23 protein-coding genes and 1 pseudogene are annotated in these 21,755 nt (G+C 42.6%); 10 read left to right on the forward strand and 14 right to left on the reverse strand.

Features of this window, described 5'->3' with window-relative positions:
* Positions 1–20 precede the first annotated feature (20 nt).
* The 5 genes from ABJL82_RS06430 to gndA form a co-directional block, all read right to left on the reverse strand.
* A complete protein-coding gene (locus ABJL82_RS06430; RefSeq protein ID WP_347273906.1) occupies positions 21–794 on the reverse strand; it encodes a transglutaminase domain-containing protein in 774 nt (257 codons plus the stop codon).
* Positions 795–873: 79 nt separating this feature from the next.
* Positions 874–1,866 (reverse strand): porphobilinogen synthase, encoded by a 993-nt coding sequence (gene hemB / locus ABJL82_RS06435; RefSeq protein ID WP_347273907.1) that lies wholly within the window; start codon positions 1,864–1,866, stop codon positions 874–876.
* 275 nt (positions 1,867–2,141) lie between these two features.
* Positions 2,142–2,876, reverse strand: a complete 735-nt coding sequence (gene pgl / locus ABJL82_RS06440; RefSeq protein ID WP_347273908.1) for a 6-phosphogluconolactonase — start codon at positions 2,874–2,876, stop codon at positions 2,142–2,144.
* A gap of 30 nt (positions 2,877–2,906) precedes the next feature.
* On the reverse strand, positions 2,907–4,433 hold the full coding sequence (gene zwf, locus ABJL82_RS06445; RefSeq protein ID WP_347273909.1) for a glucose-6-phosphate dehydrogenase: 1,527 nt from the start codon (positions 4,431–4,433) through the stop codon (positions 2,907–2,909).
* A 3-nt stretch (positions 4,434–4,436) separates the two neighbouring features.
* Entirely contained in the window at positions 4,437–5,855 is a 1,419-nt protein-coding gene (gene gndA, locus ABJL82_RS06450; protein ID WP_347273910.1) for an NADP-dependent phosphogluconate dehydrogenase, read from the reverse strand.
* Between the two features lie 544 nt (positions 5,856–6,399).
* On the opposite strand from gndA, the gene ABJL82_RS06455 reads away from it, so the two are divergent.
* Genes ABJL82_RS06455 through ABJL82_RS06465 form a run of 3 tightly spaced genes read left to right on the forward strand, consistent with a single transcriptional unit; the run spans position 6,400 to position 7,656 of the window.
* Positions 6,400–7,299, forward strand: coding sequence for a tetratricopeptide repeat protein (locus ABJL82_RS06455; protein WP_347273911.1), 900 nt, complete (start codon positions 6,400–6,402; stop codon positions 7,297–7,299).
* A 35-nt stretch (positions 7,300–7,334) separates the two neighbouring features.
* Positions 7,335–7,427, forward strand: a complete 93-nt coding sequence (locus ABJL82_RS06460; protein WP_347273912.1) for an antitoxin AF2212-like protein — start codon at positions 7,335–7,337, stop codon at positions 7,425–7,427.
* A 13-nt stretch (positions 7,428–7,440) separates the two neighbouring features.
* Positions 7,441–7,656: a type II toxin-antitoxin system HicB family antitoxin gene (locus ABJL82_RS06465; RefSeq protein WP_347273913.1), complete on the forward strand. Its 216-nt coding sequence runs from the start codon at positions 7,441–7,443 to the stop codon at positions 7,654–7,656.
* 106 nt (positions 7,657–7,762) lie between these two features.
* Here ABJL82_RS06465 and ABJL82_RS06470 read toward each other — a convergent pair whose 3' ends face one another.
* From ABJL82_RS06470 to ABJL82_RS06490, 5 genes are all read right to left on the reverse strand, one after another.
* Positions 7,763–8,575: a hypothetical protein gene (locus ABJL82_RS06470; RefSeq protein WP_347273914.1), complete on the reverse strand. Its 813-nt coding sequence runs from the start codon at positions 8,573–8,575 to the stop codon at positions 7,763–7,765.
* A gap of 1,328 nt (positions 8,576–9,903) precedes the next feature.
* Entirely contained in the window at positions 9,904–10,266 is a 363-nt protein-coding gene (locus tag ABJL82_RS06475; protein ID WP_347273915.1) for a HigA family addiction module antitoxin, read from the reverse strand.
* Positions 10,232–10,525: a type II toxin-antitoxin system RelE/ParE family toxin gene (locus tag ABJL82_RS06480; RefSeq protein ID WP_347273916.1), complete on the reverse strand. Its 294-nt coding sequence runs from the start codon at positions 10,523–10,525 to the stop codon at positions 10,232–10,234. The genes ABJL82_RS06475 and ABJL82_RS06480 overlap by 35 nt, the downstream gene beginning before the upstream one ends.
* A gap of 118 nt (positions 10,526–10,643) precedes the next feature.
* Positions 10,644–11,216, reverse strand: coding sequence for a hypothetical protein (locus ABJL82_RS06485; protein ID WP_347273917.1), 573 nt, complete (start codon positions 11,214–11,216; stop codon positions 10,644–10,646).
* 110 nt (positions 11,217–11,326) lie between these two features.
* Positions 11,327–11,656, reverse strand: coding sequence for an Ltp family lipoprotein (locus ABJL82_RS06490; protein ID WP_347273945.1), 330 nt, complete (start codon positions 11,654–11,656; stop codon positions 11,327–11,329).
* Between the two features lie 1,135 nt (positions 11,657–12,791).
* On the opposite strand from ABJL82_RS06490, the gene ABJL82_RS06495 reads away from it, so the two are divergent.
* On the forward strand, positions 12,792–13,784 hold the full coding sequence (locus ABJL82_RS06495) for a DUF1566 domain-containing protein (RefSeq protein ID WP_347273918.1): 993 nt from the start codon (positions 12,792–12,794) through the stop codon (positions 13,782–13,784).
* A gap of 107 nt (positions 13,785–13,891) precedes the next feature.
* Positions 13,892–13,990 (forward strand): annotated as a pseudogene (locus ABJL82_RS06500) (transposase); the annotation flags it as partial.
* A gap of 762 nt (positions 13,991–14,752) precedes the next feature.
* Here ABJL82_RS06500 and ABJL82_RS06505 read toward each other — a convergent pair.
* The gene (locus tag ABJL82_RS06505; RefSeq protein WP_347273919.1) at positions 14,753–15,196 is read right to left on the reverse strand and encodes a hypothetical protein; all 444 of its coding nucleotides are present in this window, start codon (positions 15,194–15,196) and stop codon (positions 14,753–14,755) included.
* Positions 15,197–15,219: 23 nt separating this feature from the next.
* On the reverse strand, positions 15,220–15,453 hold the full coding sequence (locus ABJL82_RS06510; protein ID WP_347273920.1) for a hypothetical protein: 234 nt from the start codon (positions 15,451–15,453) through the stop codon (positions 15,220–15,222).
* 361 nt (positions 15,454–15,814) lie between these two features.
* On the opposite strand from ABJL82_RS06510, the gene ABJL82_RS06515 reads away from it, so the two are divergent.
* Together ABJL82_RS06515 and ABJL82_RS06520 are read left to right on the forward strand one after the other, a co-directional pair.
* Complete coding sequence (locus ABJL82_RS06515) at positions 15,815–16,075, forward strand: hypothetical protein (protein WP_347273921.1); 261 nt, start codon at positions 15,815–15,817, stop codon at positions 16,073–16,075.
* Positions 16,076–16,194: 119 nt separating this feature from the next.
* On the forward strand, positions 16,195–16,761 hold the full coding sequence (locus ABJL82_RS06520) for a site-specific integrase (protein ID WP_347273922.1): 567 nt from the start codon (positions 16,195–16,197) through the stop codon (positions 16,759–16,761).
* Between the two features lie 91 nt (positions 16,762–16,852).
* On the opposite strand, the gene ABJL82_RS06525 is transcribed toward ABJL82_RS06520, so the two are convergent.
* Positions 16,853–17,347 carry a YajQ family cyclic di-GMP-binding protein gene (locus tag ABJL82_RS06525; protein ID WP_347273923.1) on the reverse strand — a complete coding sequence of 165 codons (495 nt, stop codon included), beginning with the start codon at positions 17,345–17,347 and terminating at the stop codon, positions 16,853–16,855.
* Positions 17,348–17,465: 118 nt separating this feature from the next.
* Positions 17,466–18,143: a metallopeptidase family protein gene (locus ABJL82_RS06530; RefSeq protein WP_347273924.1), complete on the reverse strand. Its 678-nt coding sequence runs from the start codon at positions 18,141–18,143 to the stop codon at positions 17,466–17,468.
* A 661-nt stretch (positions 18,144–18,804) separates the two neighbouring features.
* On the opposite strand from ABJL82_RS06530, the gene ABJL82_RS06535 reads away from it, so the two are divergent.
* The 3 genes from ABJL82_RS06535 (at position 18,805) to ABJL82_RS06545 (ending at position 21,742) form a co-directional block, all read left to right on the forward strand.
* Positions 18,805–20,142 carry a potassium transporter TrkG gene (locus ABJL82_RS06535; protein WP_347273925.1) on the forward strand — a complete coding sequence of 446 codons (1,338 nt, stop codon included), beginning with the start codon at positions 18,805–18,807 and terminating at the stop codon, positions 20,140–20,142.
* Positions 20,143–20,173: 31 nt separating this feature from the next.
* Positions 20,174–20,866 carry a TrkA family potassium uptake protein gene (locus ABJL82_RS06540; RefSeq protein ID WP_347273926.1) on the forward strand — a complete coding sequence of 231 codons (693 nt, stop codon included), beginning with the start codon at positions 20,174–20,176 and terminating at the stop codon, positions 20,864–20,866.
* A gap of 327 nt (positions 20,867–21,193) precedes the next feature.
* Entirely contained in the window at positions 21,194–21,742 is a 549-nt protein-coding gene (locus ABJL82_RS06545) for a DUF2062 domain-containing protein (protein ID WP_347273927.1), read from the forward strand.
* Positions 21,743–21,755: the final 13 nt, after the last annotated feature.

The following is a 21,755-nucleotide window of genomic DNA, read 5'->3' on the forward strand; positions in this document are numbered from 1 at the left end:
TGGCGGTTGTGGATGAGAAACTACCAGCCAACAGCTTTTTGCTCATTATATCTGCTAAACATATCCTGCAATTTGTAAAAAACATCTTTAATGGCAGCAGTATTATTCATGGCATACAGGTTCCATGAATATTGGAATTGTTCTATCGGCCGTAAGAAATCTTCGGCGTCTTCTTCCGCTACCTTGCTTACTGTCGTGTGCTCCAGCCTTAAAGTAGGAACACGCTCCTCATTCTTACTAATAAATTCAAAGGGGATAATACCGTTCCATTCTCTGGAAAAGCCTTCGACGATATAGGCTTCCCCGTATTTATCAAACAATTGATACCATACATGCGCAAAGGCGGTCAGATTATTCTTATCAACTACCCATCCCCATACGATTTCCCCGTCAATATCCAATGTTTCCAATAGGGAAAAGAAGAGAAATACAGAGTCCTCGCAATCGCCTTGTTTACATTGTGCTGTTTCTATAGGTGTTTGCCAGTAATCGGTTTTGGGGGGGTCGGCATGATATTCTAAAGCAAATGCTATTTCTTTGTATGCTTCGTATATCTGTTCTCCATTAACAAATGTATTCGCACACCATTCCCGGTAAAGCAAACTTTCCGGCAGGATGCAATCTTTGTTTTCGCCATTCAAGGGAAATGTATTTATCTGCCACGTATCATTTACCGGTTTATACCCCTTTCCCTCTAAAAACAAATCCGCATAAGAAATATCAGCAAATACCTCTGCGCAAAAAGAAACCGCTATTACCATGGAAGCAATCATTGAACCTATGAAATACTTCATACTATTCACCTCCTAAGATACAATTTTGGAGAATGCACACAGCCCTTTAATATCTATTTTAATGAAAGTGGTAAAAAAATTATTCCTTTAGCCATCGTGCGGCATCTTTTGCCCAGTAAGTAAGAATGATATCCGCACCAGCCCGTTTGATTGAGGTGAGTATTTCAAGCGCAACACGTTTTTCGTCAATCCATCCTTTTTCCGCTGCAGCCTTAACAACGGAAAATTCTCCGCTGACGTTATATGCTGCGATAGGATAATTAAAGTTTTCTTTCAGATCACGGATAATATCCAAATAGGCCAGCGCTGGTTTTACCATAACGATGTCCGCTCCTTCCTCAATGTCCAAAGAAACCTCCCGCAATGCTTCCACCGCATTGTGAGAGTCCATCTGGTATGATGAACGGTCTCCCATTCCCGGAGTAGATTCTGCCGCTTCCCGGAAAGGGCCGTAAAATCCTGAAGCATATTTTGCGGAGTATGCCATAATCGGTATCTGGCGGAACCCTTCCCGGTCAAGCGCTTCTCTTATCGCGCCGATGCGGCCATCCATCATATCGCTCGGCGCTATGATGTCCGCCCCCGCCTTTGCGTGTGAAACCGCCTCTTTTGTCAGTAGTTCCAGTGTCTTATCATTGTCGATCTCAAAGTGCCCTGTATGTTCATCCGCTTTGAGGAATCCACAGTGTCCGTGATTGGTGTACTCGCACATGCAAACATCCGTAATTACCAGTATATCTTTTACCTCTTTTTTTATTGACGCAATTGCTTTTTGTATGATGCCGGCATCGGAATATGCGTCGGAACCCAGTTCATCTTTCACTTCAGGGATGCCAAAGAGAATTATGCCAGGAATCCCCATTGCTTCCAGTTCCTTTACCTCTTCCGTAAGGATATCGACAGACATTTGGTAGTTACCGGGCATAGAGGGTATCGGTTGTTTAATACCATTGCCCGGCCTTACAAAAAGCGGCATAATCAAATCATCCACAGAGAGATGCGTTTCTCTCACCAGCCTTCTTATGTTTTCATTCTGACGTAATCTTCGCAATCTTTGTTTCGGGAAGCTCATTTTTTCATTCCTTATAAATTTTCTGTAAAAGTATAAAAATATTATAGTAAATACCATCATAAAAAAAAATTAAAAAGTTACTCATTCACCGCACGTTAGTTTACAGGAATTTTAGATTAAGGAGTTCTGAACGTACAATAGTGTTGACCTTGCCGGGGTTGTTTTGCCATGACCCCATGAACGATTACAAAAAATTGGGTGCGTGGGAGAGCGGCGAATTTCTTACAAAAGCAATCCCTGTGACCAGGGATTTACTGAGATTCTGAATAGAAATGTTATCTGCTAAGTTCTGAAGCCGCATTTTCATCTAAGAACCAGTGTAATTCGCCATGCACGGGTTTTACCATTTGTGCCGGCAAGGGTGCTGGCGCCGATTCGGCCTGAATAATCTTTTTTACTGCAGCGGCCTTGTTTTTCCCTGTTATCAGAAAAATAATGCAATGGGCGTTATTAATTACCGGCAAGGTAAGGGTAATTCGTTCCGGAGGCGGTTTGGGGGCGTCAAATACCGGGGCTACCCAGCGTTTTTTTTCTTTCAGAAGGGGATGGTTTGGGAAGAGCGAAGCGGTATGTCCGTCCTCTCCCATGCCAAGCAATAAAAGGTCAAAACGGGGTAACTCTTCGCCTTTTATATGAAAAACTTCCTGCAGTTTTAATTGATACAGGGCTGCCATTTCTGCCGGTGCCACAGAGGTATTGGGCGTATAGATCCGGGAAGACGGAATATCAACATGGTTGAAAAGATGTTTACATGCTAAATAATAGTTGCTTTCCGGATTACCCGGCGGCACACAGCGTTCATCCGCCCAGAAAACATGCCAGGCCTTCCAGTCGATTTCAGAACATACCGGTTCTGAGGTCAATGCGGGAAACAGCAATTCAGGCATGGAGCCTCCGGACAAAGCCACAAGAAAGCGGTTTCGTTCAGAGATTGCTTTTTTTGAACATTGGACGATATACCCGGCCATTATTTTTATAAGACCTGCGATAGGTAAGATATGGTAATTCATGCTCTGTTGGTAAATGGTTATCGTTTCGGGTTAAATACAGGGATTCCACTTGCGGTCATCAGCCTTTATAAATTCATCTGCCTTGCTGGGACCGTACGTCCCCAATTCATAAAATGCCAAAGGAGGGGCATATTCACCATCCCATCCTTGCAAGATAGGGTCTATTATTTTCCATGCCAATTCAATTTCATCGCTCCTTGTAAAAAGGGATGCGTCCCCCTGTAAGGCGTCGAGAATAAGCCTTTCGTATGCATCAGGCAAGATGTTTTCGCCAAAATCCTGCTCGTACAGGAAGTCCATGCTCACCGTGCGGGTCTTCATCCCGGCGCCAGGCAACTTCGTTTCAAAGCCCAAACGCATTCCTTCATTTGGCTGCAGGCACAATACTAATTTATTTGGAGGCAATTGTTCGTCGGGCGGTAAAGGAAACATTAAATGGGGCACATGCCGGAATTGAATTGAAATTTCAGTGACTTTGCTGTTCAGCGCCTTGCCGGAACGCAGATAAAAAGGCACGTTTCGCCAGCGCCAATTATCAATAAACAGTTTTAAAACAGCAAAGGTTGCCGTTTCCGTTCCCCGTGCGACGCCCTTTTCATCCCGATATGTCCGGTATTGTGCGCGAACGGTATATTTAGCGACTTCTTCCGGTTTAATGGGGCGAACCGCTTTAAGTACTTTCACCTTTTCGTCACGCAGCGAGGTGGCGTTAAACTCAGCCGGCGGCTCCATTGCGGTTAGTGTAAGCAACTGCAGCAGATGATTCTGAAACATGTCGCGCAAGATGCCTGCGGTATCGTAATATCCCGCCCTGTTCCCCAGCCCCACCTCCTCCGATACAGTAATTTGAACATGGTCAATATAGCTTCGGTTCCAGAGCGGTTCGAAGATTGCGTTGCCAAAACGAAACACTAATAAATTTTGCACGGTTTCCTTGCCAAGATAATGGTCAATGCGATATACCTGGCTTTCATTAAAGACCTGATGTACATGGTTGTTCAAATCAATGGCGGAAGCAAGATCTCTCCCGAATGGTTTTTCGATAATGATACGGCGCCAATATTCACCCGATTGCTGCGCCATTCCCGCCTCGCCAAGCTTGCTCACTATGACAGGATAAAGAATTGGCGGCGTAGAAAGATAAAAAAGACAATTGGCGCCTATGCCCTGTTTTTTGTCTAACTCAACCAAAAGCTTGTTTAAGGTCTTGTAATCTTCCAGATTGTCGTAATCCGCCCTGTGGTAAATTAATTTTTTCTCAAATTCAGACCACTTGCAAATTCGGTCTTTACTGTGGCGGGAGTAAACGTCAATGCTTTCGGCCAGCTTTTTGCGAAAACCTTCGCTATCCATTTCAGTGCGGGCGACGCCAACAACCACAAGCTTCTCAGGCAACAGCCCGTCGCAATCCAGCCGAAAGAGGGAAGGGATTAATTTCCGCTCGGTTAAATCGCCTGAAGCGCCAAAAATTACAATTGTTGCGGGATTGGGGACTTTTCTTAAAATATCTTTATTTAATTTGCAGGCGTCAACAGACGCAATAGGTGTTTTTTCCATTTGTTATTTTTCCTTCCAGTTTGCATGAAACACGCCGGATGTATCAATGCGCTCAAATGTGTGGGCGCCAAAATAGTCGCGTTGCGCCTGTATAAGATTTGCAGGTAAAAACTCGGAACGGTACGCATCGAAGTAGGCAAGTGAAGCGCTCAGTGCCGCTGCCGGTATGCCCAGTTCAAATGCGGTTTTTACGGCGAAACGCCATGAAGCCTGCCTGCTTTGCACGGCATGTTTAAATTCGGCGTCCAATAATAAATTCGGCAAATCGGGGAGTCTCCGGTATGCGCGTGTTATATCATCAAGCAGCTTTGCGCGAATAATGCATCCGGCGCGCCAAATACGGGCAATTTCACCGAAATCCATATTGTACCCATATTCCTCCGAAGCCCTTTTCAGAAGATTCATCCCTTGTGCATAGGAACAAATTTTAGATGCATAAAGGGCGTCCCGAACCGCATCGATGATTTTTTTCCTCTCATCGGTATAGTTATTTTTTGGGCCGGAAAGGATTTTAGACGCCCCCTGGCGTTCCTTTTTCATGGAAGAAAGAATACGTGCATCCACTGCCGCTGTAATTGTGGGAACGGGCGCCCCTATATCAATTGCATTCTGGCTTGTCCATTTTCCGGTGCCCTTCTGTCCGGCTTTATCCATGATCATTTCCACCAGAGGGCGCCCGGTTTTGTCGTCCAATTTAGTAAAAATATCCGCCGTAATTTCAATAAGGAACGAAGAAAGCTCTCCTTTATTCCATTCAGTGAAAATTTCATGAAACTCTTCCGGGGCAGGGTTTATGGTTGATTTCAGCAAGGCATAGCTTTCCGCTATAAGCTGCATATCGGCGTATTCTATGCCATTGTGCACCATTTTAACGTAATGGCCAGCCCCGCCATGCCCAATATACGCAACGCAGGGCAGTCCGTCTTCCGGAGCCTTTGCCGCAATTGCGGACATCAAAGGCTCAATCAGGGCATATGCCTCTTTTGTACCTCCGGGCATAAGGCTGGGACCGTAACGCGCCCCTTCTTCACCGCCGGAAACACCCATGCCGATATATCGAAGTTTATTAGACTCCAGCTCCTTTGTCCTTCTTTCCGTATCTGTGAAATACGAATTCCCCCCATCGATAATGATATCCCCTTCATCCAGCCATGGTTTTAATTCGGCAATAACGGCGTCAACCGCTCCGCCTGCCTTCACCATAATTTGGATGATGCGTGGGCGCTCAAGACTTGCAACGAATTCTTTTATTGAATATGTCGCGGCAATCTTCTTGTTTTTTGCCTCGCCCAACATAAATTCATTAGTCCTCTCCGCAGTACGGTTGTACACTGAAACGCTAAAACCGTGGTCAGCAACGTTGAGAACGAGATTTTGCCCCATTACTGCAAGGCCAATAAGTCCAAAGGTGTTTTTCTGCATAATAACCCCCAATCATTGCTACAAACAGGTTGCTCCCTACGGAGCTATTGGTAAATACAATGTGTGGAAAACATCGGTAATACCGGAATTATTTATAGTTTATAAATTATAAGGCTTTTTGGTATGTTTTTGTATATTTTTATAATGTTTAGCTTTCCTTGATAACACAAGGCTTTCAGGGTGGTTTAATTCTTTTCTGTTTTATTTCAGTTTGGTATATTTTAGCCATCAGGTACGGCAAAAGTTCGGCAGTAACGGTAGTACGTACCATCAACGAAACAGCGGTGACAGACGCTTAATGATATTGCCAGAGCAATCGGGCAAACAAAAAGACAAACGACCGTGGGGCGCTGTCACACCCCCGGCTTGTTGCCTTTTTTGTTTAAGGAAAGGTGATTTTTCGGTGGGTAATGAGAGGGAAAGTCTTTTATATGACGGCAAAGTAACACGCCAAAAGTTTCAATTGACGTAAGATTTGGAATTGCTATTATACCTTTGGTATCCTTTTCAAAATTATATGAAATACTCCTGAAAGGAGGGATTAATGAGAGAAAACGAACGTATAGATATGACGGCAAGAGAGGCTTATAAACCACTACCAGGTGACCTAAAAAAGGTAGGGGAGTGGCGGCAGAACGCAAGGAAAGAAGGGGCAATTGCGACATGGGCAAGAATTTTACGTCTTAGTTATTTCGCCTTGGCCATCGCGATATTCATTGGCAATGCCTATGCCGGGTCAGGTAAGAATATGGCCGCAATAGATACATGCAAACAGGCCGTAATAGCTAAACCCGATGATCCGGAAGCTCATTTTAATCTTGGCATTTCCTATGCCAAGTCAGGCATGTATACAGAGGCAATAGAGGCTTATAAGCAGGCGATAAGGATTAAACCTGATTATGCAAACGCTCATCTTGGTCTTGGTCTTGCCTATGCCAAGTCAGGCATGTATCAGGAGGCAATAGAGGCTTTTAAACAGGCGATAAGGATTAAACCTGATTATGCAGACGCGCATTATTATCTTGGTTTTGCCTATTTCGGGTCAGGCATGTATCAGGAGGCAATAGAGGCTTACAAACAGGCGATAAGGATTGAACCTGATTATGTAGACGCTCATTTTGGTCTTGGTCTTGCCTATGACTTGTCAGGCATGTATCAGGAGGCAATAGAGGCTTATAAGCAGGCGATAAGGATTAAACCTGATTATGCAAACGCGCATTATTATCTTGGTCTTGCCTATGCCAAGTCAGGCATGTATACAGAGGCAATAGAGGCTTACAAACAGGCGATAAGGATTGAACCTGATTATGTAGACGCTCATTTTGGTCTTGGCTTTGCCTATTTGATATTAAACGAGAGAGGCTCTGCCCTAGAACAATATAAGATACTCAAAGACCTTGACGCTGAAGCGGCCAATAAGTTGTTCGATCTGATTTATAAATAGAAAAAACCCCATAGGTGAGAAGGAGAGGGTCAGGCATGGTTAGAACAATCAGGGCCAGATTTTCGTATGGCGTAATTGAACCTTTGGAAAAAGTAGAAATGCCGGAGCGTTCGGGTTTTTTTGCGTAAAGGAGGAGTCGTTGTGTTACATACTTATACCGTTAAATATACAAAGATTGATTCTGGTTATATGGGGCAAGCATTAGAATGGACAGAAGTCATAACGGAAGGGAAAACCATGGAGGAATGCAGGGAAATGCTTCTGGATGCACTGCGCGAGATGGTAATAGCTTATCGCCAACAAAATAAAGAAATTCCTATTGAGGAAGAACCGATGGGGTCTATGAAAAAGTGTTAAGGAATGTCAAGCCTGACAAAACAGAGCCATCAAAATCTTAAATGTATGATCGTTTTGGTGGAAAACACTTTATTGTCAATAGGTTAGGTTTGACCCCACGACTTCCTTAATTAAAAGAAATATCTTCTAAAAACCAAGAATCTGCATCCCCGTCATATCTTACCTCTGCATAATAATAAGTACGTAATGTTGCACCAAAGGAGTTTTGTGAATCAACATACGCACGAATTGCATAAGTATAATTACCTATATGCCCAACATATACACCTTCATGCCATTTTCCAGGAAAGACAGCAGTCGAAGGAGACTTCAAGGTTTTTTTTATAAAATCTTGGGCTATTAAATATGCTAAAGTGCTATCTTTCCCATGTCGTTCATTATTCTCAGCAATTCGTTTATTATTCTCAGCAATTCGTTTGTCAACAATTCGTTTATCAATTATATTTTTATTATCAGGTCTTTTTAAAAGTTCTTTTGCCTGAAATAAAAGCGTTGCTGATATGTTCAATGACTGATAGTCCAATAACGCAATAGCTTTTTCTGTTGAGTCTACAGATGCCGAAAAATTATTTTTAGAGTAATTATCCATTGCACTAACAAGCAAATCTTTAGCTTTTTCATATTTTGCTTCGCAAAGACGTTTAGAAGTATCTTTATATTCTCTGATAACATCTTCACTTTTATTTTCAATTTCACTAAATAATTGAATCGCTTTATCCCAATCTTCGGATTTTAGAGCAATCATCGCTTGCTCATATTTATTAGACAAATCTTTTGTTTGAAATACAGTTGCCAACAAAAAAATAGCAGTTAAAAGTAAAGTTATAAATCCGGCTTTGATAAAAAATGAGATTTTAGCAGTCTCTTTTTCTTTTTCAATCGTTTCTGAATACAGCTTTTTTCCTATTGTGACGCGCATTTTTAAACCCTCCTATTTGAAAAATTTAGTGTGAACCGATGGGGTCAAACCTTATCTATTGACAAAAGAGTCGATAGCATAATCGCTCCGGATATCTCTGTGAGGGAAGATAGAAGGCTATTCTTGTTGAAAAGGATTCCTGTCTTTTAGGGCTTTCGCGTTATATCCACTTAAACCCTGTTAAGATTACTATGAAAAAGTGTTAAGGAATGTCAAGCCTGACAAAACAGAGCCATCAAAATCTTAAATGTATGATCGTTTTGGTGGAAAACACTTTATTGTCAATAGGTTAGGTTTGACCCCACGACTCTTTTTACCTTTATTTATTTACGGCTCCTAACGCAGAGCTAAACCGCGAGCGAAGGCGGCGCGAAGCGCCGACGTAGCGAGTCGGCTTGAGCGACGTGTTATACGCGGACTATAATAGATGACCATGTGTTTCTAGGGCCGCCATGATTGCATTGTTTGCGTTTGTGAAGTTGCCGAGCTGGTCGCGAATGCCATATGCCCACTTCACACCATGAAATAGATTGTTCCGTAGGCGGTAGACAATGATGAGAAGTGCCGCCACGCAATCGGCATCGTTTGTGTTCTCTCCTCGAAGCACGGCCTTTACTAGTTCGGGACTGTCACTAGTGCGAAGGTTCAACCCTCGAAAGAGCTCCGCGAACTCACCGCCATTGAAATACCTATTCCTGAAATAACCGAGACTTTGAGAAAAAGGAGCAACATTCAATCGATTTTGCGCGGCCCACTCATGGACGAGCGCTAGGATGCGCTTTGAAGATGCGTTTGTGTGTAAAGCCTTTGCTTCGAAAAAGCTCCAAAGCAAAGAAAAATACATGATTGCGGACCTCTCTTGCTCTGAGAGGTCACCGAATCCCGGTGCTCTTATGTTTAGCCATTCATGTGGATTCATAGCGTATAACCATTGATTATCACAATCAATTGCCCTGATAACCTGATAAAAGTACTATTATCAGGTTAAATTATTATGTAAAAAATTACCTTATAATTTTACTTCATAGATAATATAGCTTAGGAGAAAAAGAAATCAATCAAAAAAGAGAAAAAGGGTCAAGATGGGGTCAAACCTTATCTATTGACAAAAGAGTCGATAGCATAATTGCTCCGGATATCTCTGTGAGGGACGATAGAAGGCAATTCTTGTTGAAAAGGATTCCTGTCTTTTAGGGCTTTCGCGTTATATCTTGACCCCACGACTCCATGTTTCAACTCCTTCAGGTATTAGATTTCGTCATGGCGAACGTATTTCTCACTTGCAGGTGTGGAGCGACAGCGGAACACCTGTCAAGTGCAGAAAATGGTTATGTAAAAGAATGTCGATCTCTTGTAATTGGCTTCAGGCGCTTAATCTGTTTTGCTTCAGGGCTGTTCATTGCATGCCAAAGATCCCAATCCTGCTGCAAGCCCAGCCAGAAATCGGCAGACATTCCTAAAATATGCGACAGCCGCAATGCCGTATCCGGAGTTACCGAACGTCTGCCCTTGATAATTTCGTTAAGACGAGGGTAAGAAACCCCCAGGCGTCGAGCGAGTTCTGCTTGTGTAAGGTCAAGCGGTTTGACGAATTCCTCGAAAAGCATCTCCCCGGGATGTGTCGGGGGACGATTCCGAGGAAGCCGTCTCCCAACATCAGTGGTAATCTGTGATTTCGATCTCGTAGGCATGGCCTTCCTCCCATATAAAACAAATTCTGTATTGTTGATTAATGCGGATACTGTATTGATGCTCCCGGTCACCTTTCAGACGTTCCAAGCGATTACCCGGAGGCGCTTTAAGTTCATTGATCTCGCGGATTCGGTTGATTTGATCCAATTTCCGGCGAGCAACCGGCCAAATTGATTGAGGGCAGCATCTTCGAGCTGCTCGAGAGACGATACCATCAAAAATATCCTCAGTTCCAGTAGACTTGAAGGTTTTTATCATGGGTCATTATATAATGGGGTCCATTATAGTTGTCAAGTCGTTTGCAAATTACACATAACGACCAAGCTGTGCGGCGCAAACGAAGCGCAGCGTAGTTTGCGTCCGAACGAGCGCCATGTTAGCCACTTTTCCCTGACTCGCCATGTTCAAATCTGGATTGCTTTGCCTTTAAAAGGCTTTCCTTGAAAGATACCTCATCCGGCGGGCAACGATGCTTATAAGACAAGGTTAATGAATTATTGATTGGGTTTCGATTGAATTCGACATGCGAAAAATCTACGGCGTTACCAATATATTCCGCTACAATTTCTTCATCAGATAACCCATATTCGTTTTCATCAATATATTCATCAAGTGGCGCAACACTACATCTATTGATCAGAACCATTTCTTCATTTGTTGGTGTGCCCATCACAAGCAAAAGATGCTTGTCCCCGCCAAGCGCAAAAGAATCAATTTTCTTTAACTCTTTCAAGGAAAAGTTTCTATTGGGTTTTATTTCTACATAGATGCCTAGTGATGGAATGTAAAAATCTGGCAAATACCGCAGACCATTACCAAGCTCAAAACCCTCAAGCTCATATTCGTAGTCAATGCCGTATGTATCGAAGAATACGGCCCAGCGCGCCTCCAGTCGGGAACGAAACCTATATCCGTTGTATTGTGTTTCTATCGCTTTCAATGTACTCATGGTTATTTGTGACTAACGCCCAGCATCAGCGGCGGCGCACAGCGCCGTCCGTTGCATGCTGGGCGTTAGGCGCTCGTCCGTTACCTATCTGTCCGGCCGCTCACATCGGCCTATTCACAAGCACCTGCTTGCTGTGCTCCGTAGGTTGCTTGGCTCACGGTGTATTTGCCTCCGGCACTCGATGAAAGTTGTTGAATCAGGCCCTCGCACGAGAATCCCCGCATGCTTAGGTACTGCTTCGCAGACCGAACCGCTTGCTTATTCCAATCAATGTTCAGGCTATCCACTGCTACGGTTGCATCAGCAACCTTATAACCGTCCCCATAATCTGATGAAAGTTGCTGAATAAGTCCATCCCGTGAAAAGCCCTGCATGCTGAGGTACTGTTTCGCAGATCTAACCGCATTTTTTTGCGGCCCCGTCAGACTTTCCGCTTGCAAGACTTGTTCAGTCTTTGCTTCTACAGGAACACTATTTGACGTTGATGTGACTCTATTTTCAACACCAACTGGAGCGCTAATTATAGCAATGGACAGAACCAACCAAGAAAATGACAAGACCCTTGCAAAAACAGAATGCCCTTTACGTAAAGTAAACCAGGAGAATATTAGTGGTATAAGAACTATACCCACCCCAAGTAAGACACCGACGGACCTCTTTTCTGTTGGAACGTTTGCATTAGGCCTCCCACAATTTGGGCAGGCTGGAGCGGAATCGCTCATCTCTTTGTTACAGTCTGGGCAGTTAATCATTGGCATAGTTCTCTCCTTTGATGAGTTTTAGGCTCGTATTCTGCGGGCCTCATCTGTGGCGCCTAACTATATTATTAACAAGTTTTCTTTAGTTTGACAAACAGTACAGCATAAGTCAAAGAATAATTGACACAAATATTGACATATAAAATTCTCACTACTATAATTCTAACTGGTTAACATTACAAATTGATTGATATCAGGAAACAGGATAAGTATTCATGCTCAATATCCCTGCCGCTTTATTTACTAAATATAGTCTCTTGCTGGATGAAAAATCGGTTCCAAATTCCCTTCACAATAATTATAAGAAGCGCAATCAAGATGGGGTCAAACCTTATCTATTGACAAAAGAGTCGATAGTATAATTGCTCCGGATATCTCTGTGAGGGACGATAGAAGGCAATTCTTGTTGAAAAGGATTCCTGTCTTTTAGGGCTTTCGCGTTATATCCAATTAAACCCTGTTAAGATTACTATGAAAAAGTGTTAAGGAATGTCAAGCCTGACAAAACAGAGCCATCAAAATCTTAAATGTATGATCGTTTTGGTGAAAAACACTTTATTGTCAATAGGTTAGGTTTGACCCCACGACTTCCCCTGTAGTGCGACGAGGTTCGTCGCATTGTTTTGAGTAGACCCTATTCCTTATCGCACAATTTTCTTTGGTGCGACGAACCTCGTCGCACTACATGAATTTCGTGGGCTTAGAATCCCGATTGCTGGGATTTTTCAAAAAACTAAAGTGTTACGTGAAATCTGTGGTTCCTTTTTTTTATTAATCCATGATTTTAATTCGTAAATCATTTTCAGGAGGATTTGACATGTTTGTATCCCGTTTTTGTGCCGCAGTTATTATGTTGATAACACTTGCGCCTGTCATGGCCTACTCCGGGTCGCTCGACTCTCCGGCATCTCCCAGCGGAACAACCACCGTAAGCGCCGGCTACTATGAGGCAACGACCCTGAGTGCAGGGGACGCCGACCTTGTAACGGGCAACATAAAGAGTGGAGTGACCATATTTGGAGTATCGGGTTCATCAACGGTGGTGGAGACCGGCGGCGGGAATGCAGTTTCCAGCGATATATTGAGCGGGAAAATAGCGTATGTTAGCGGGGGTACGGTGACAGGGAACATAGCGACGCAGACATTATCTAATGGAACCACAACGGTAAGCGCCGGTTACTACAATGCCACAGACCTTGCCACGGTGGACGCCGACCTTGTTGCGGCTAACATCAAAAGCGGTGTGAATGTATTCGGCATTGATGGATCAGCCTCATCTGGTTCCTCTGTCGGCGTACCGAAGACCGGGCAGACCACTTCTTATTCAGCGACAGGCGGGGAGGACGGGGATTTGCAGAAAGGCGTCGCATGGCCAAACCCGCGTTTCACAGATAATGGCAACGGCACCGTAACGGACAACCTTACCGGATTGATTTGGTTGAAAAATGCCAACGCCGCCGGTCAAAAAACCTGGGAAAATGCCTTATTATACTGTAATACCCTTGCCAATGGCTCAGCAGGCCTTACGGACGGTTCTGCTGCGGGGGATTGGCGTCTGCCAAATGTGAAGGAGCTGCAAAGCCTCATACATTACGGGGTCTATAACCCTGCATTGCCAAATACGGTGGGAACAGGCAAATGGACCGAGGGTGATCCCTTTAGCGGCGTGCAGTCGTTCTATTACTGGTCGGGTACTACTTTCTCGTTCTATACGGCGGACGCGTGGTACGTGAACCTGAGCGTTGGCAACGTGCGCTACGGCAATAAGACCTATGCGTTCTATGTGTGGCCGGTTCGCGCAGGACAATAGATACTTTGGTACTTTGGTTCTTTGACGGGGGGATGCAAGAGAACCGATGGAGAGAACCGATGGGGTCAAACCTTATCTATTGACAAAAGAGTCGATAGTATAATTGCTCCGGATATCTCTGTGAGGGACGATAGAAGGCAATTCTTGTTGAAAAGGATTCCTGTCTTTTAGGGCTTTCGCGCTATATCCACTTAAACCCTGTTAAGATTACTATGAAAAAGTGTTAAGGAATGTCAAGCCTGACAAAACAGAGCCATCAAAATCTTAAATGTATGATCGTTTTGGTGAAAAACACTTTATTGTCAATAGGTTAGGTTTGACCCCACGACTTCCCCACGACTTCCCTTCTCTCCCCATCGTGGGGGAACGGGCAAAACCACAATCCTCAAAGAAGCCGGTATAAGTCACCCGGGACGGTTTTAATGGCTGTGTTTCTTTTTACGTTCATGGTAATACGCAATGCCGAAGCCGATAAGAACAACCACTATTGCAAGCATAAGAAACAGGCTGAGGGAGTCCATTTTGTTTAATCCTTATTAGAAAACCAAAAACCCACAGAAAAGAAAATAACAGATAAAATGATACCTAAAATTACATGAAAGGTATTAATACCTTTTGGGGAGATTACACCGCCGATAATGAAACTTACATACGTAAGTTTAACTATATCGTATAACAGTTTTTTTATATCTTCCCTTTGGTTGCTTTTCATACACAACACTCTATCAAATACACTAATAAAATGGCGGGTGTCTTTAGTGGGAGCGTTTTCGTTTACGAAGGGTAAGGAAAATACCGATTAAGCCTATTACGGAAATGATTATGAAGAAAATTACAAGATTATCCATTGTTTTCACCTTGTTTTTAGTGGGTATGTTTAGAATGCTTTTCTTTTCTGGCAATGAAAAAATATAACACCCATAAGGCGACTATCCCGACACCAAAGATTACTAAGAGGTTTGTTTCGTTCATTGGTTTATATCCTTTCTGTTTTCAATTTTAAAGGCTATAAAAAAAGCTGAACCTGTAAGCAGGATACCAAAAACCGTAACAAGCAGGCCGAACTTATGCGATACAAATTGACCTAAAATTAATGTAGCAAAAGAAAGCTTGCCGATATCGTAAATCGTTTTTGCTAAATTCTCATACTTTTTCATACGCAGCATTCTACTAAATACACCAATAAAAATAAATACTAAATAAAGCAGATAAGAACACATAAGAAATAGAATTGACAATAATTTGAAAGTACGGTAGTACGTACGCAAATACTGGCGTTGACGGACGCCATAGAGAATATGCCTGACCTGCCTGTGCGTTGCACCTGTCTGCGTGCTGTCGCACAGCACAGGCAGGCGCAGACAGGTAAAACAGGCAATCAGGGGCAACGGCATTCTTGAACCGTCATTCAAGGGTGTTTGTTGCCTTTTTTATTTCAGGGGTGATTATGGGTGTAAGGTTTAGAAAGTATTTCCCACAATGCAAGGGTAAGCGGGCTGAGGGCGACAGTTGCGGCAAGGTCGTTACGGCGGGTATTGACTGTGAGGGAAAGAGGGGCAAGCATTGTCCCTGATGGTGTATCAGGTACATGCGGGCGGTGGATGGTAGAATTTTTTGACGACAGCAAGAAATGGTAACACTTTAGTCTTTTGAAACTGGAAATAATCATTTGTAGTGCGACGAGGTTCGTCGCACCAAAAAAACAGTGCGATATAGTCAAAAAAATAAGGTTTTTGGAAGATGAATAATAAAATTTATTGCAAGGGTGGTACAGGCATCCTGCCTGTATTCCGCACAGGCAAGATGCCTGTGCCACCCATCTATTGATACCTGGATTGTATATTAAATTTTAGAAAAACAGATACTTCTGGCTATATACGATAAGGAATAGGGTCTACTCAAAACAATGCGACGAACCTCGTCGCGCTACATTGTTGGAATTTTTCAAAAAACTAAAGTGTTACAAGAAATGGGTATCGCTTAGCTTTAAGGATGTCAGGAGCAAGAAGGATGCTGAGAGACGTTTGGCAATGTTCATAAGCGATAGAGAGCGGGGCAAGCTTTCCCTGCCAAAGAAGAAGGCTATACCAACACTGGCAGCATACAGCAAGACTTATCTGGACTTCTGCAAGAATGATAAGAAAAATACTTATGCCTTAAAATGTCAGATCGTGAAAGCTTTAACACGGTATCTTGGGGAATACAGCATGGATAAGTTGACGCCATTTATCATAGAGAAATATCGGATTGAACGCAGAGAAAAGAGGACAAGGTCAAGGATAGCAGTATAAATATTGATATTGCTATCCTGTCTCATATTTACACGGTAGCTATTAAAGCGGGGATCGTAAGCGAGAATCCCTGCAAAGATGTCAGGCGCCTGAAGGTAACAGAGACCAGAGACCGTGTATTGTCTCAGCCTGAAATAACCCTATTGCTTGAAAAACTGCAAGGTAAAGACCGTCTCATGGTATTAGTAGGACTCTTTACCGGGTTACGTTTAGGCGGTATTTTAGGTCTTTCATGGGCTGATATAGACCTCACCAGTAGAATTATATCGTCCAGCCATAAGACCGGTAAGCTGGTATCAATCCCAATTTCTGATTACCTTGCCGGGGAGTTGTTGCGGTATAAAGAAACTAATCCGCAAAGCATATCCGGCGACAGGTTGTTTGAGACAAGAGACATAACAGCGTCGGTAGTAACTAATTGGAGCGCACATTTCAGCAGCCTGTTCAGGAGCTTAGGTATTCAGGATTTTACCTTCCATAATCTGAGACATACCTTTTCCAGCATTCTACAAGGCGAGCTTGGTATTGGTGCAGTAACGGTGCAAGGCATGACAGGTCATTCAAGCCTGAGCATGCTACAGAAATATTCACATAGCAATTTAAGCAATATGCAGAAGGCAATTGAAGCATTAACGGACCATGTCCTGCGTAAGACACCTGATGCCGATTTAGCAATGGCACAATAAAAGGTACGGCAGTAAGCTACAAACAGGAAACACTAACTGCCTTGAATACCAATATCTACAAGGCTTTCAAGGTAATTCACATCAGCTTTCATTATTTATAGTTTATAAACTGCATTGCAAAGTCATTGTCCATGTCTTTAAGTTCCTTCATAACCAACTGGAGATCGTCAATCTTTTGTCCTGAAACACGTACCTGGTCTTCTTGTATTTTTGCCTGAACCTTGAGTTTTAAATTTTTTATAGCTTTAACGATCTCCTTTGCCTTGTCGGTGGGTATTCCCGTTTGCAATGTAACCGTCTGCCGTTTCGTTCCGCCAACGGCGTCTTCCGTTTTGCCGAAGGTGATGGCCTTTAGCGGGATATTCCTTTTCGCCATTTTTTCTTTTAAAATTTCCGTTAAGGCAGACAATTTATAATCATCCTCGGCAAACAGTGTAATGGTGTCATCTTTATTTAATGTAATCGAGGACTTGCTTCCTTTGAAATCATACCTTACGGCTATTTGTTTTTGCGCCTGGTCGATAGCATTTTTTATCTCATGCATTTCGACCTTGCACACAATGTCAAATGAATGCGTTTCCGCCATAATTATCTCTCCTTACATTAACATGATATAATAATTATAAATTGTAACACTTTGGTTTTTGGGGAAAATCCGTCCATGCGTTAACCCATGCTTCAGTATGGGGTTAACGCATGGACGATTAATATCCCAATTGCCTTATTTCCTCTTCTGAAAATCCGACGTAATGGGCGACTTCGTGGCGAACTACTTTTTTAATTCTTTGTTTAATCTCCTCTTCCGAATGGCAGACGGATTCAATATTTTTCTGGAAAAGAGTAATCTTTTCCGGCAATGTGCCCGAATGCCAGACACTTTTTTTGTTCAGGGGAATACCCTGAAAAACTCCGAGAAGCATCCTGTTTGGCTTTAACTTCAGTTTTTCAAGTATAGAGGCATTGGGTCTGTCTTCCACAACGATAGAAACATTTTCCAGGCGGGTTTTTATGTTTTGCGGCAATTCCTTTATTGCATCCAGCGCCAGTTGTTCGAAATGTGTTAAGCCCTTGTCGTGCGGTTCTTCATTTACTACCTTGCCAAAAAAATATTCTTCCGCATCGACTATTTTATATTTGATAATGAACACCTTGCCAACAAAAAAGAGCAGTCCGCCCACCATAGATAATACCACCCATATATTCCAGCCATGCATCACCATAACACTGCCCAATGCCCCCAAAAGCGAAGCAATGGCAAAGAACCCAAGCAATGCAGAGAACCCCCTGGTATCCGTCTCACATACTTCATCAAATACCAACGGAGATATCTGCTTACCGCAGCGGGAGCATTGTAGTGTGCTGTCTTTACAAAATTCTTCCATATGGTGCGTTTTACCACAATGAAAACATTTAAGTGGGATATCGTCTTTTACCATAGATATAATATAAAACAAACAAAGAGTTTAACCACGAAACAGCCCTTCGGAGTGAAAGATAAAGCCAGAGTGAAAATCTCACTTTCACTTTATCTCTCACTCCGAAGGGCTGTTATGCATTTTGAAAAATGAGCATTAAAAACAAGAAGTTGATGAATAGTAGTAGTAGTACGAAGAAAAACTTACAAAAAAAGAAGTTTTTTCCAGGGTAATACTATATTGCCCTCCAAAATCTTACAGAGACTACCCCACAAAAACCACTTAAATTATGCTTAAAAGCATTTATTTCCCAAAAACGCAATTTGCTGTATAGGCATTTCAATATTTTTGCTTAAACAATAAACAAACCCACCCCTGCCCCTCAAGAGGGGAATTTGATAATTCCCCTCTTGAGGGGCAGGGGTGGGGGAAAATGAATGCCGTTGGGTTTTCGTCTTTAAAAAAACCAAACCTAATTTAATTGACTATAAAAGAAAAAGCATCCAGAATAGTGTATCATTTTCTCCTGCCTGTAATATATATTGTGGCACGCAGAATATTTATATGAACGTGTATTTTGATATGATTTGAGCAAATCGATTTAACAATCCGCCTGTTTTCACAAAAAATGAGTTATTTTAAATCAAATCCCTATCGTGTTATACTTTTTGGCTTTGTTTTTATTATCATAATCGGCGCCTTTCTTTTAGCCCACCCTGCCGCTTCGACTTCAGGGGAACCGCAATCAGCGGCAGACGCTTTTTTTGTCGCTACCTCAGCAATTTCCACCACCGGTTTGAGCGTTGTAGATATAGGGAAATTTTATACTCTTTTTGGCCAGACGGTAATCCTTGTGCTTTTTCAAATTGGCGGGCTGGGATATATGATCTTTATTGTTCTGGTAATGTACGGGCTTGGCATTCGATTATCTTTAGGCGGCAGAATAGTTTTAGAAGAATCCTTTAGTTCGCATCCTTATGAAGATGTTTTAAGGTTTAGTAAAATTATTTGCCTCATTACCTTTGTATTTGAATTTTCCGGTGCGGTATTTCTGACCCTCTTTTGGATGAAGGAATTCCCTTTAAAAGAGGCGGTGTATCTGGGCATATTTCATTCTGTTTCCGCCTTTTGCACTGCCGGCTTTTGTTTATTTCCGGATAATTTTTGTACATACGGCAACAGCATTTATTTTAACTGCGTCATCAATGGCCTGTGTATTGCCGGCAGTATTGGGTTTCCGGTGATCTATGATATTTATCATACATTTTTTGTGAAAGCGCCGGAAGGTGAGATGCTGCGAAAGATTTCGGTCCATACGAGGCTGGTAATGGTTATGATGCCGATTCTCATATTTTCCGGGTGGATTTTGATTTTTCTTTTTGAATGGCATTCCCCGTTTCCTACGTTTAAAGACAGGGTGTTGGCGACATTGTTTCAGGCAATTTCTACTTCAACAACAACGGGCTTCAACACGGTAAATACCGGCATGATGAAAATCTCGTCATTGACTACGATGCTTATGCTGATGTACATAGGCGCACCCGCCGGAGGCACCGGGGGAGGCGTTAAATCTACTACTTTTGGCGTCCTGATTGCGTCCATTTTTTCGGTTGTTTCAATGAAAGAAGAACCCATATTGTTTAATAAACGTATATCAGCAAAAATCAGGGCAAAGGCATTTGCTATCTGTACCCTGGCAATGCTCGTGATCATTACGGATATATTAATTCTTTCTGCAACTGAAAAGTCTTCTTATATTGATATTGTGTATGAAACCTTTTCTGCCTTTGGCACTGTAGGGCTTTCCACAGGAATTACTCCTTCGCTGAGCGTCGCCGGCAAATTCATTATTTGCGCCACAATGCTTATTGGGAGGATAGGCCCGCTCGTCATAGGATATTCCGTTTGGGGCAGGAAAAAAACAGTTTCCATTAAATACCCGCAAGGGACTTTTATGGTTGGCTAATAAATGATAATTTTAAAGGAGTAATAAAGGCATGAGACAATTTGCGATAATTGGACTGGGAAGGTTTGGCTTCAAGGTGGCAGAAGTATTGGCTAAAAAAGGAGCATCGGTGATTGCGATTGACCGGCGGCAGGATTTAGTGGAAAAAATAAGCGATTTTGTTACCAAGGCAATTCAGATAGATAGTGCCAATGAGGAGGCGCTTATAGCCAGCGGCATTAAGGATGCAGATGTGGCGATAATCAGCATTGGCGAAAACATTGAATCGAGCATCCTTACCACGGCACTGGTCAAAAATATAGGCATAAATGAGATCATTTCCCGCGCGTGTACATCGCTTCACGCACAGATATTAAAAATGGTGGGCGCCACACGCGTAATATTCCCCGAAGAAGATATGGGCGTTCGCGTAGCAAACAGTGTTTTATCTCCAGGCACATTGGAATACCTGGAACTGGGCGCAGATTATACACTTGCAGAAATTGAGGCGAAAAAAGAATGGATTGGCAGCACGATAAACGTATGGGATGTAAAGAATAAATTTGGGGTTAACGTTGTGATTATAAAGAGGAAGATTGTTGAAACTATGGAAAAGGCAGAAGAGGCAAAAGAAAAAGAAATAAAAGTGCTGCCCACCACAAATTATAAAATTGAAGAAGGCGATGTTTTTATTATTTTGGGCGATAAGAAAGATATCGAGATATTTGAGAGAAAATGGAAATAATGACAGGTTTTTCCCCTCAGACCATACGCTTTCCTGTCCTTTTACAGTGGTATTCCACTTTAAAAAAACCTTTTTTTACACGCATTTCGTATCATCCCGAAGTTTCATGGTAAAGATAGTCAAAGAATCCCTGATTTCAATAAAAGTAACAAAAAATTAAGTTGAGAAATGAACGGTAACATGATATTTTCTTACCATATTTAGTGCCTTACCTTGCACTCCATCCCTTAATCCGGACAAGCCGAAACCAAACAAGCATGATAACAATAAAGCAAAATTTCTATAGGAACGATTGGATTTCAATCTCGATACCGTAAAGCAATAACCGTGAACTTTTTAATAAATAATAAATATACCCCAAAACGCCTGCAGGAGAAAATATATTCCTATCTTCGCGGGCTGGTTAAATTACGCAGTTCGTCAAGGGCGATCGCCCTTGGCGTTGCCATCGGGATATTTGTTGCTGTGACGCCGACTATCGGACTACAAATTTTTATCGCCGCCTTTCTCTCGTCGATCTGCAATGCCAACCGGCCTGCGGCTATTATCTTTGTGTGGACAACAAATCCCATAACCTTTCCATTTGTCTATGGGTTTACTTACTGGGTGGGCAACCTTTTCTGGAGCGGCCCTCCGCTCTTTAAAGTCAAAGAAATTTTAATGAAAACTGACCATGCATTGGATAAAGGGGAAGTATGGCATTTCTATGACCGGTTGAAAACAATCATGACTCTCTGGAGAAATATTTTCATTCCCCTCACGATCGGCGGAATAATTGTAGGCGCTGTTGCAGGGGGTATTGCCTACATAATTACATTGCGGGTGATTCTGTATTGTAAAAAGCATCTCAGGCACACCCAACACGAAAATACATGAATTTCTGCCGGTT

The sequence above is a fragment of the Candidatus Kuenenia sp. genome (genome assembly GCF_039794105.1).
Taxonomy (GTDB): Bacteria; Planctomycetota; Brocadiia; order Brocadiales; family Brocadiaceae; genus Kuenenia.

Coding starts and splice junctions, on each gene's coding strand:
- ABJL82_RS06460 (WP_347273912.1), top strand. CDS start 7,335: ATGGTTAGAACAATCAGGGCCAGATTTTCGTATGGCGTAATTGAACCT.
- ABJL82_RS06535 (WP_347273925.1), top strand. CDS start 18,805: ATGAGTTATTTTAAATCAAATCCCTATCGTGTTATACTTTTTGGCTTT.
- ABJL82_RS06430 (WP_347273906.1), bottom strand. CDS start 794: ATGAAGTATTTCATAGGTTCAATGATTGCTTCCATGGTAATAGCGGTT.
- ABJL82_RS06475 (WP_347273915.1), bottom strand. CDS start 10,266: ATGCCTACGAGATCGAAATCACAGATTACCACTGATGTTGGGAGACGG.
- ABJL82_RS06455 (WP_347273911.1), top strand. CDS start 6,400: ATGAGAGAAAACGAACGTATAGATATGACGGCAAGAGAGGCTTATAAA.
- ABJL82_RS06525 (WP_347273923.1), bottom strand. CDS start 17,347: ATGGCGGAAACGCATTCATTTGACATTGTGTGCAAGGTCGAAATGCAT.
- ABJL82_RS06540 (WP_347273926.1), top strand. CDS start 20,174: ATGAGACAATTTGCGATAATTGGACTGGGAAGGTTTGGCTTCAAGGTG.
- ABJL82_RS06470 (WP_347273914.1), bottom strand. CDS start 8,575: ATGCGCGTCACAATAGGAAAAAAGCTGTATTCAGAAACGATTGAAAAA.
- ABJL82_RS06530 (WP_347273924.1), bottom strand. CDS start 18,143: ATGGAAGAATTTTGTAAAGACAGCACACTACAATGCTCCCGCTGCGGT.
- ABJL82_RS06480 (WP_347273916.1), bottom strand. CDS start 10,525: ATGATAAAAACCTTCAAGTCTACTGGAACTGAGGATATTTTTGATGGT.
- ABJL82_RS06515 (WP_347273921.1), top strand. CDS start 15,815: ATGTTCATAAGCGATAGAGAGCGGGGCAAGCTTTCCCTGCCAAAGAAG.
- ABJL82_RS06485 (WP_347273917.1), bottom strand. CDS start 11,216: ATGAGTACATTGAAAGCGATAGAAACACAATACAACGGATATAGGTTT.
- ABJL82_RS06495 (WP_347273918.1), top strand. CDS start 12,792: ATGTTTGTATCCCGTTTTTGTGCCGCAGTTATTATGTTGATAACACTT.
- gndA (WP_347273910.1), bottom strand. CDS start 5,855: ATGCAGAAAAACACCTTTGGACTTATTGGCCTTGCAGTAATGGGGCAA.
- ABJL82_RS06510 (WP_347273920.1), bottom strand. CDS start 15,453: ATGATTATTTCCAGTTTCAAAAGACTAAAGTGTTACCATTTCTTGCTG.
- pgl (WP_347273908.1), bottom strand. CDS start 2,876: ATGAATTACCATATCTTACCTATCGCAGGTCTTATAAAAATAATGGCC.
- zwf (WP_347273909.1), bottom strand. CDS start 4,433: ATGGAAAAAACACCTATTGCGTCTGTTGACGCCTGCAAATTAAATAAA.
- hemB (WP_347273907.1), bottom strand. CDS start 1,866: ATGAGCTTCCCGAAACAAAGATTGCGAAGATTACGTCAGAATGAAAAC.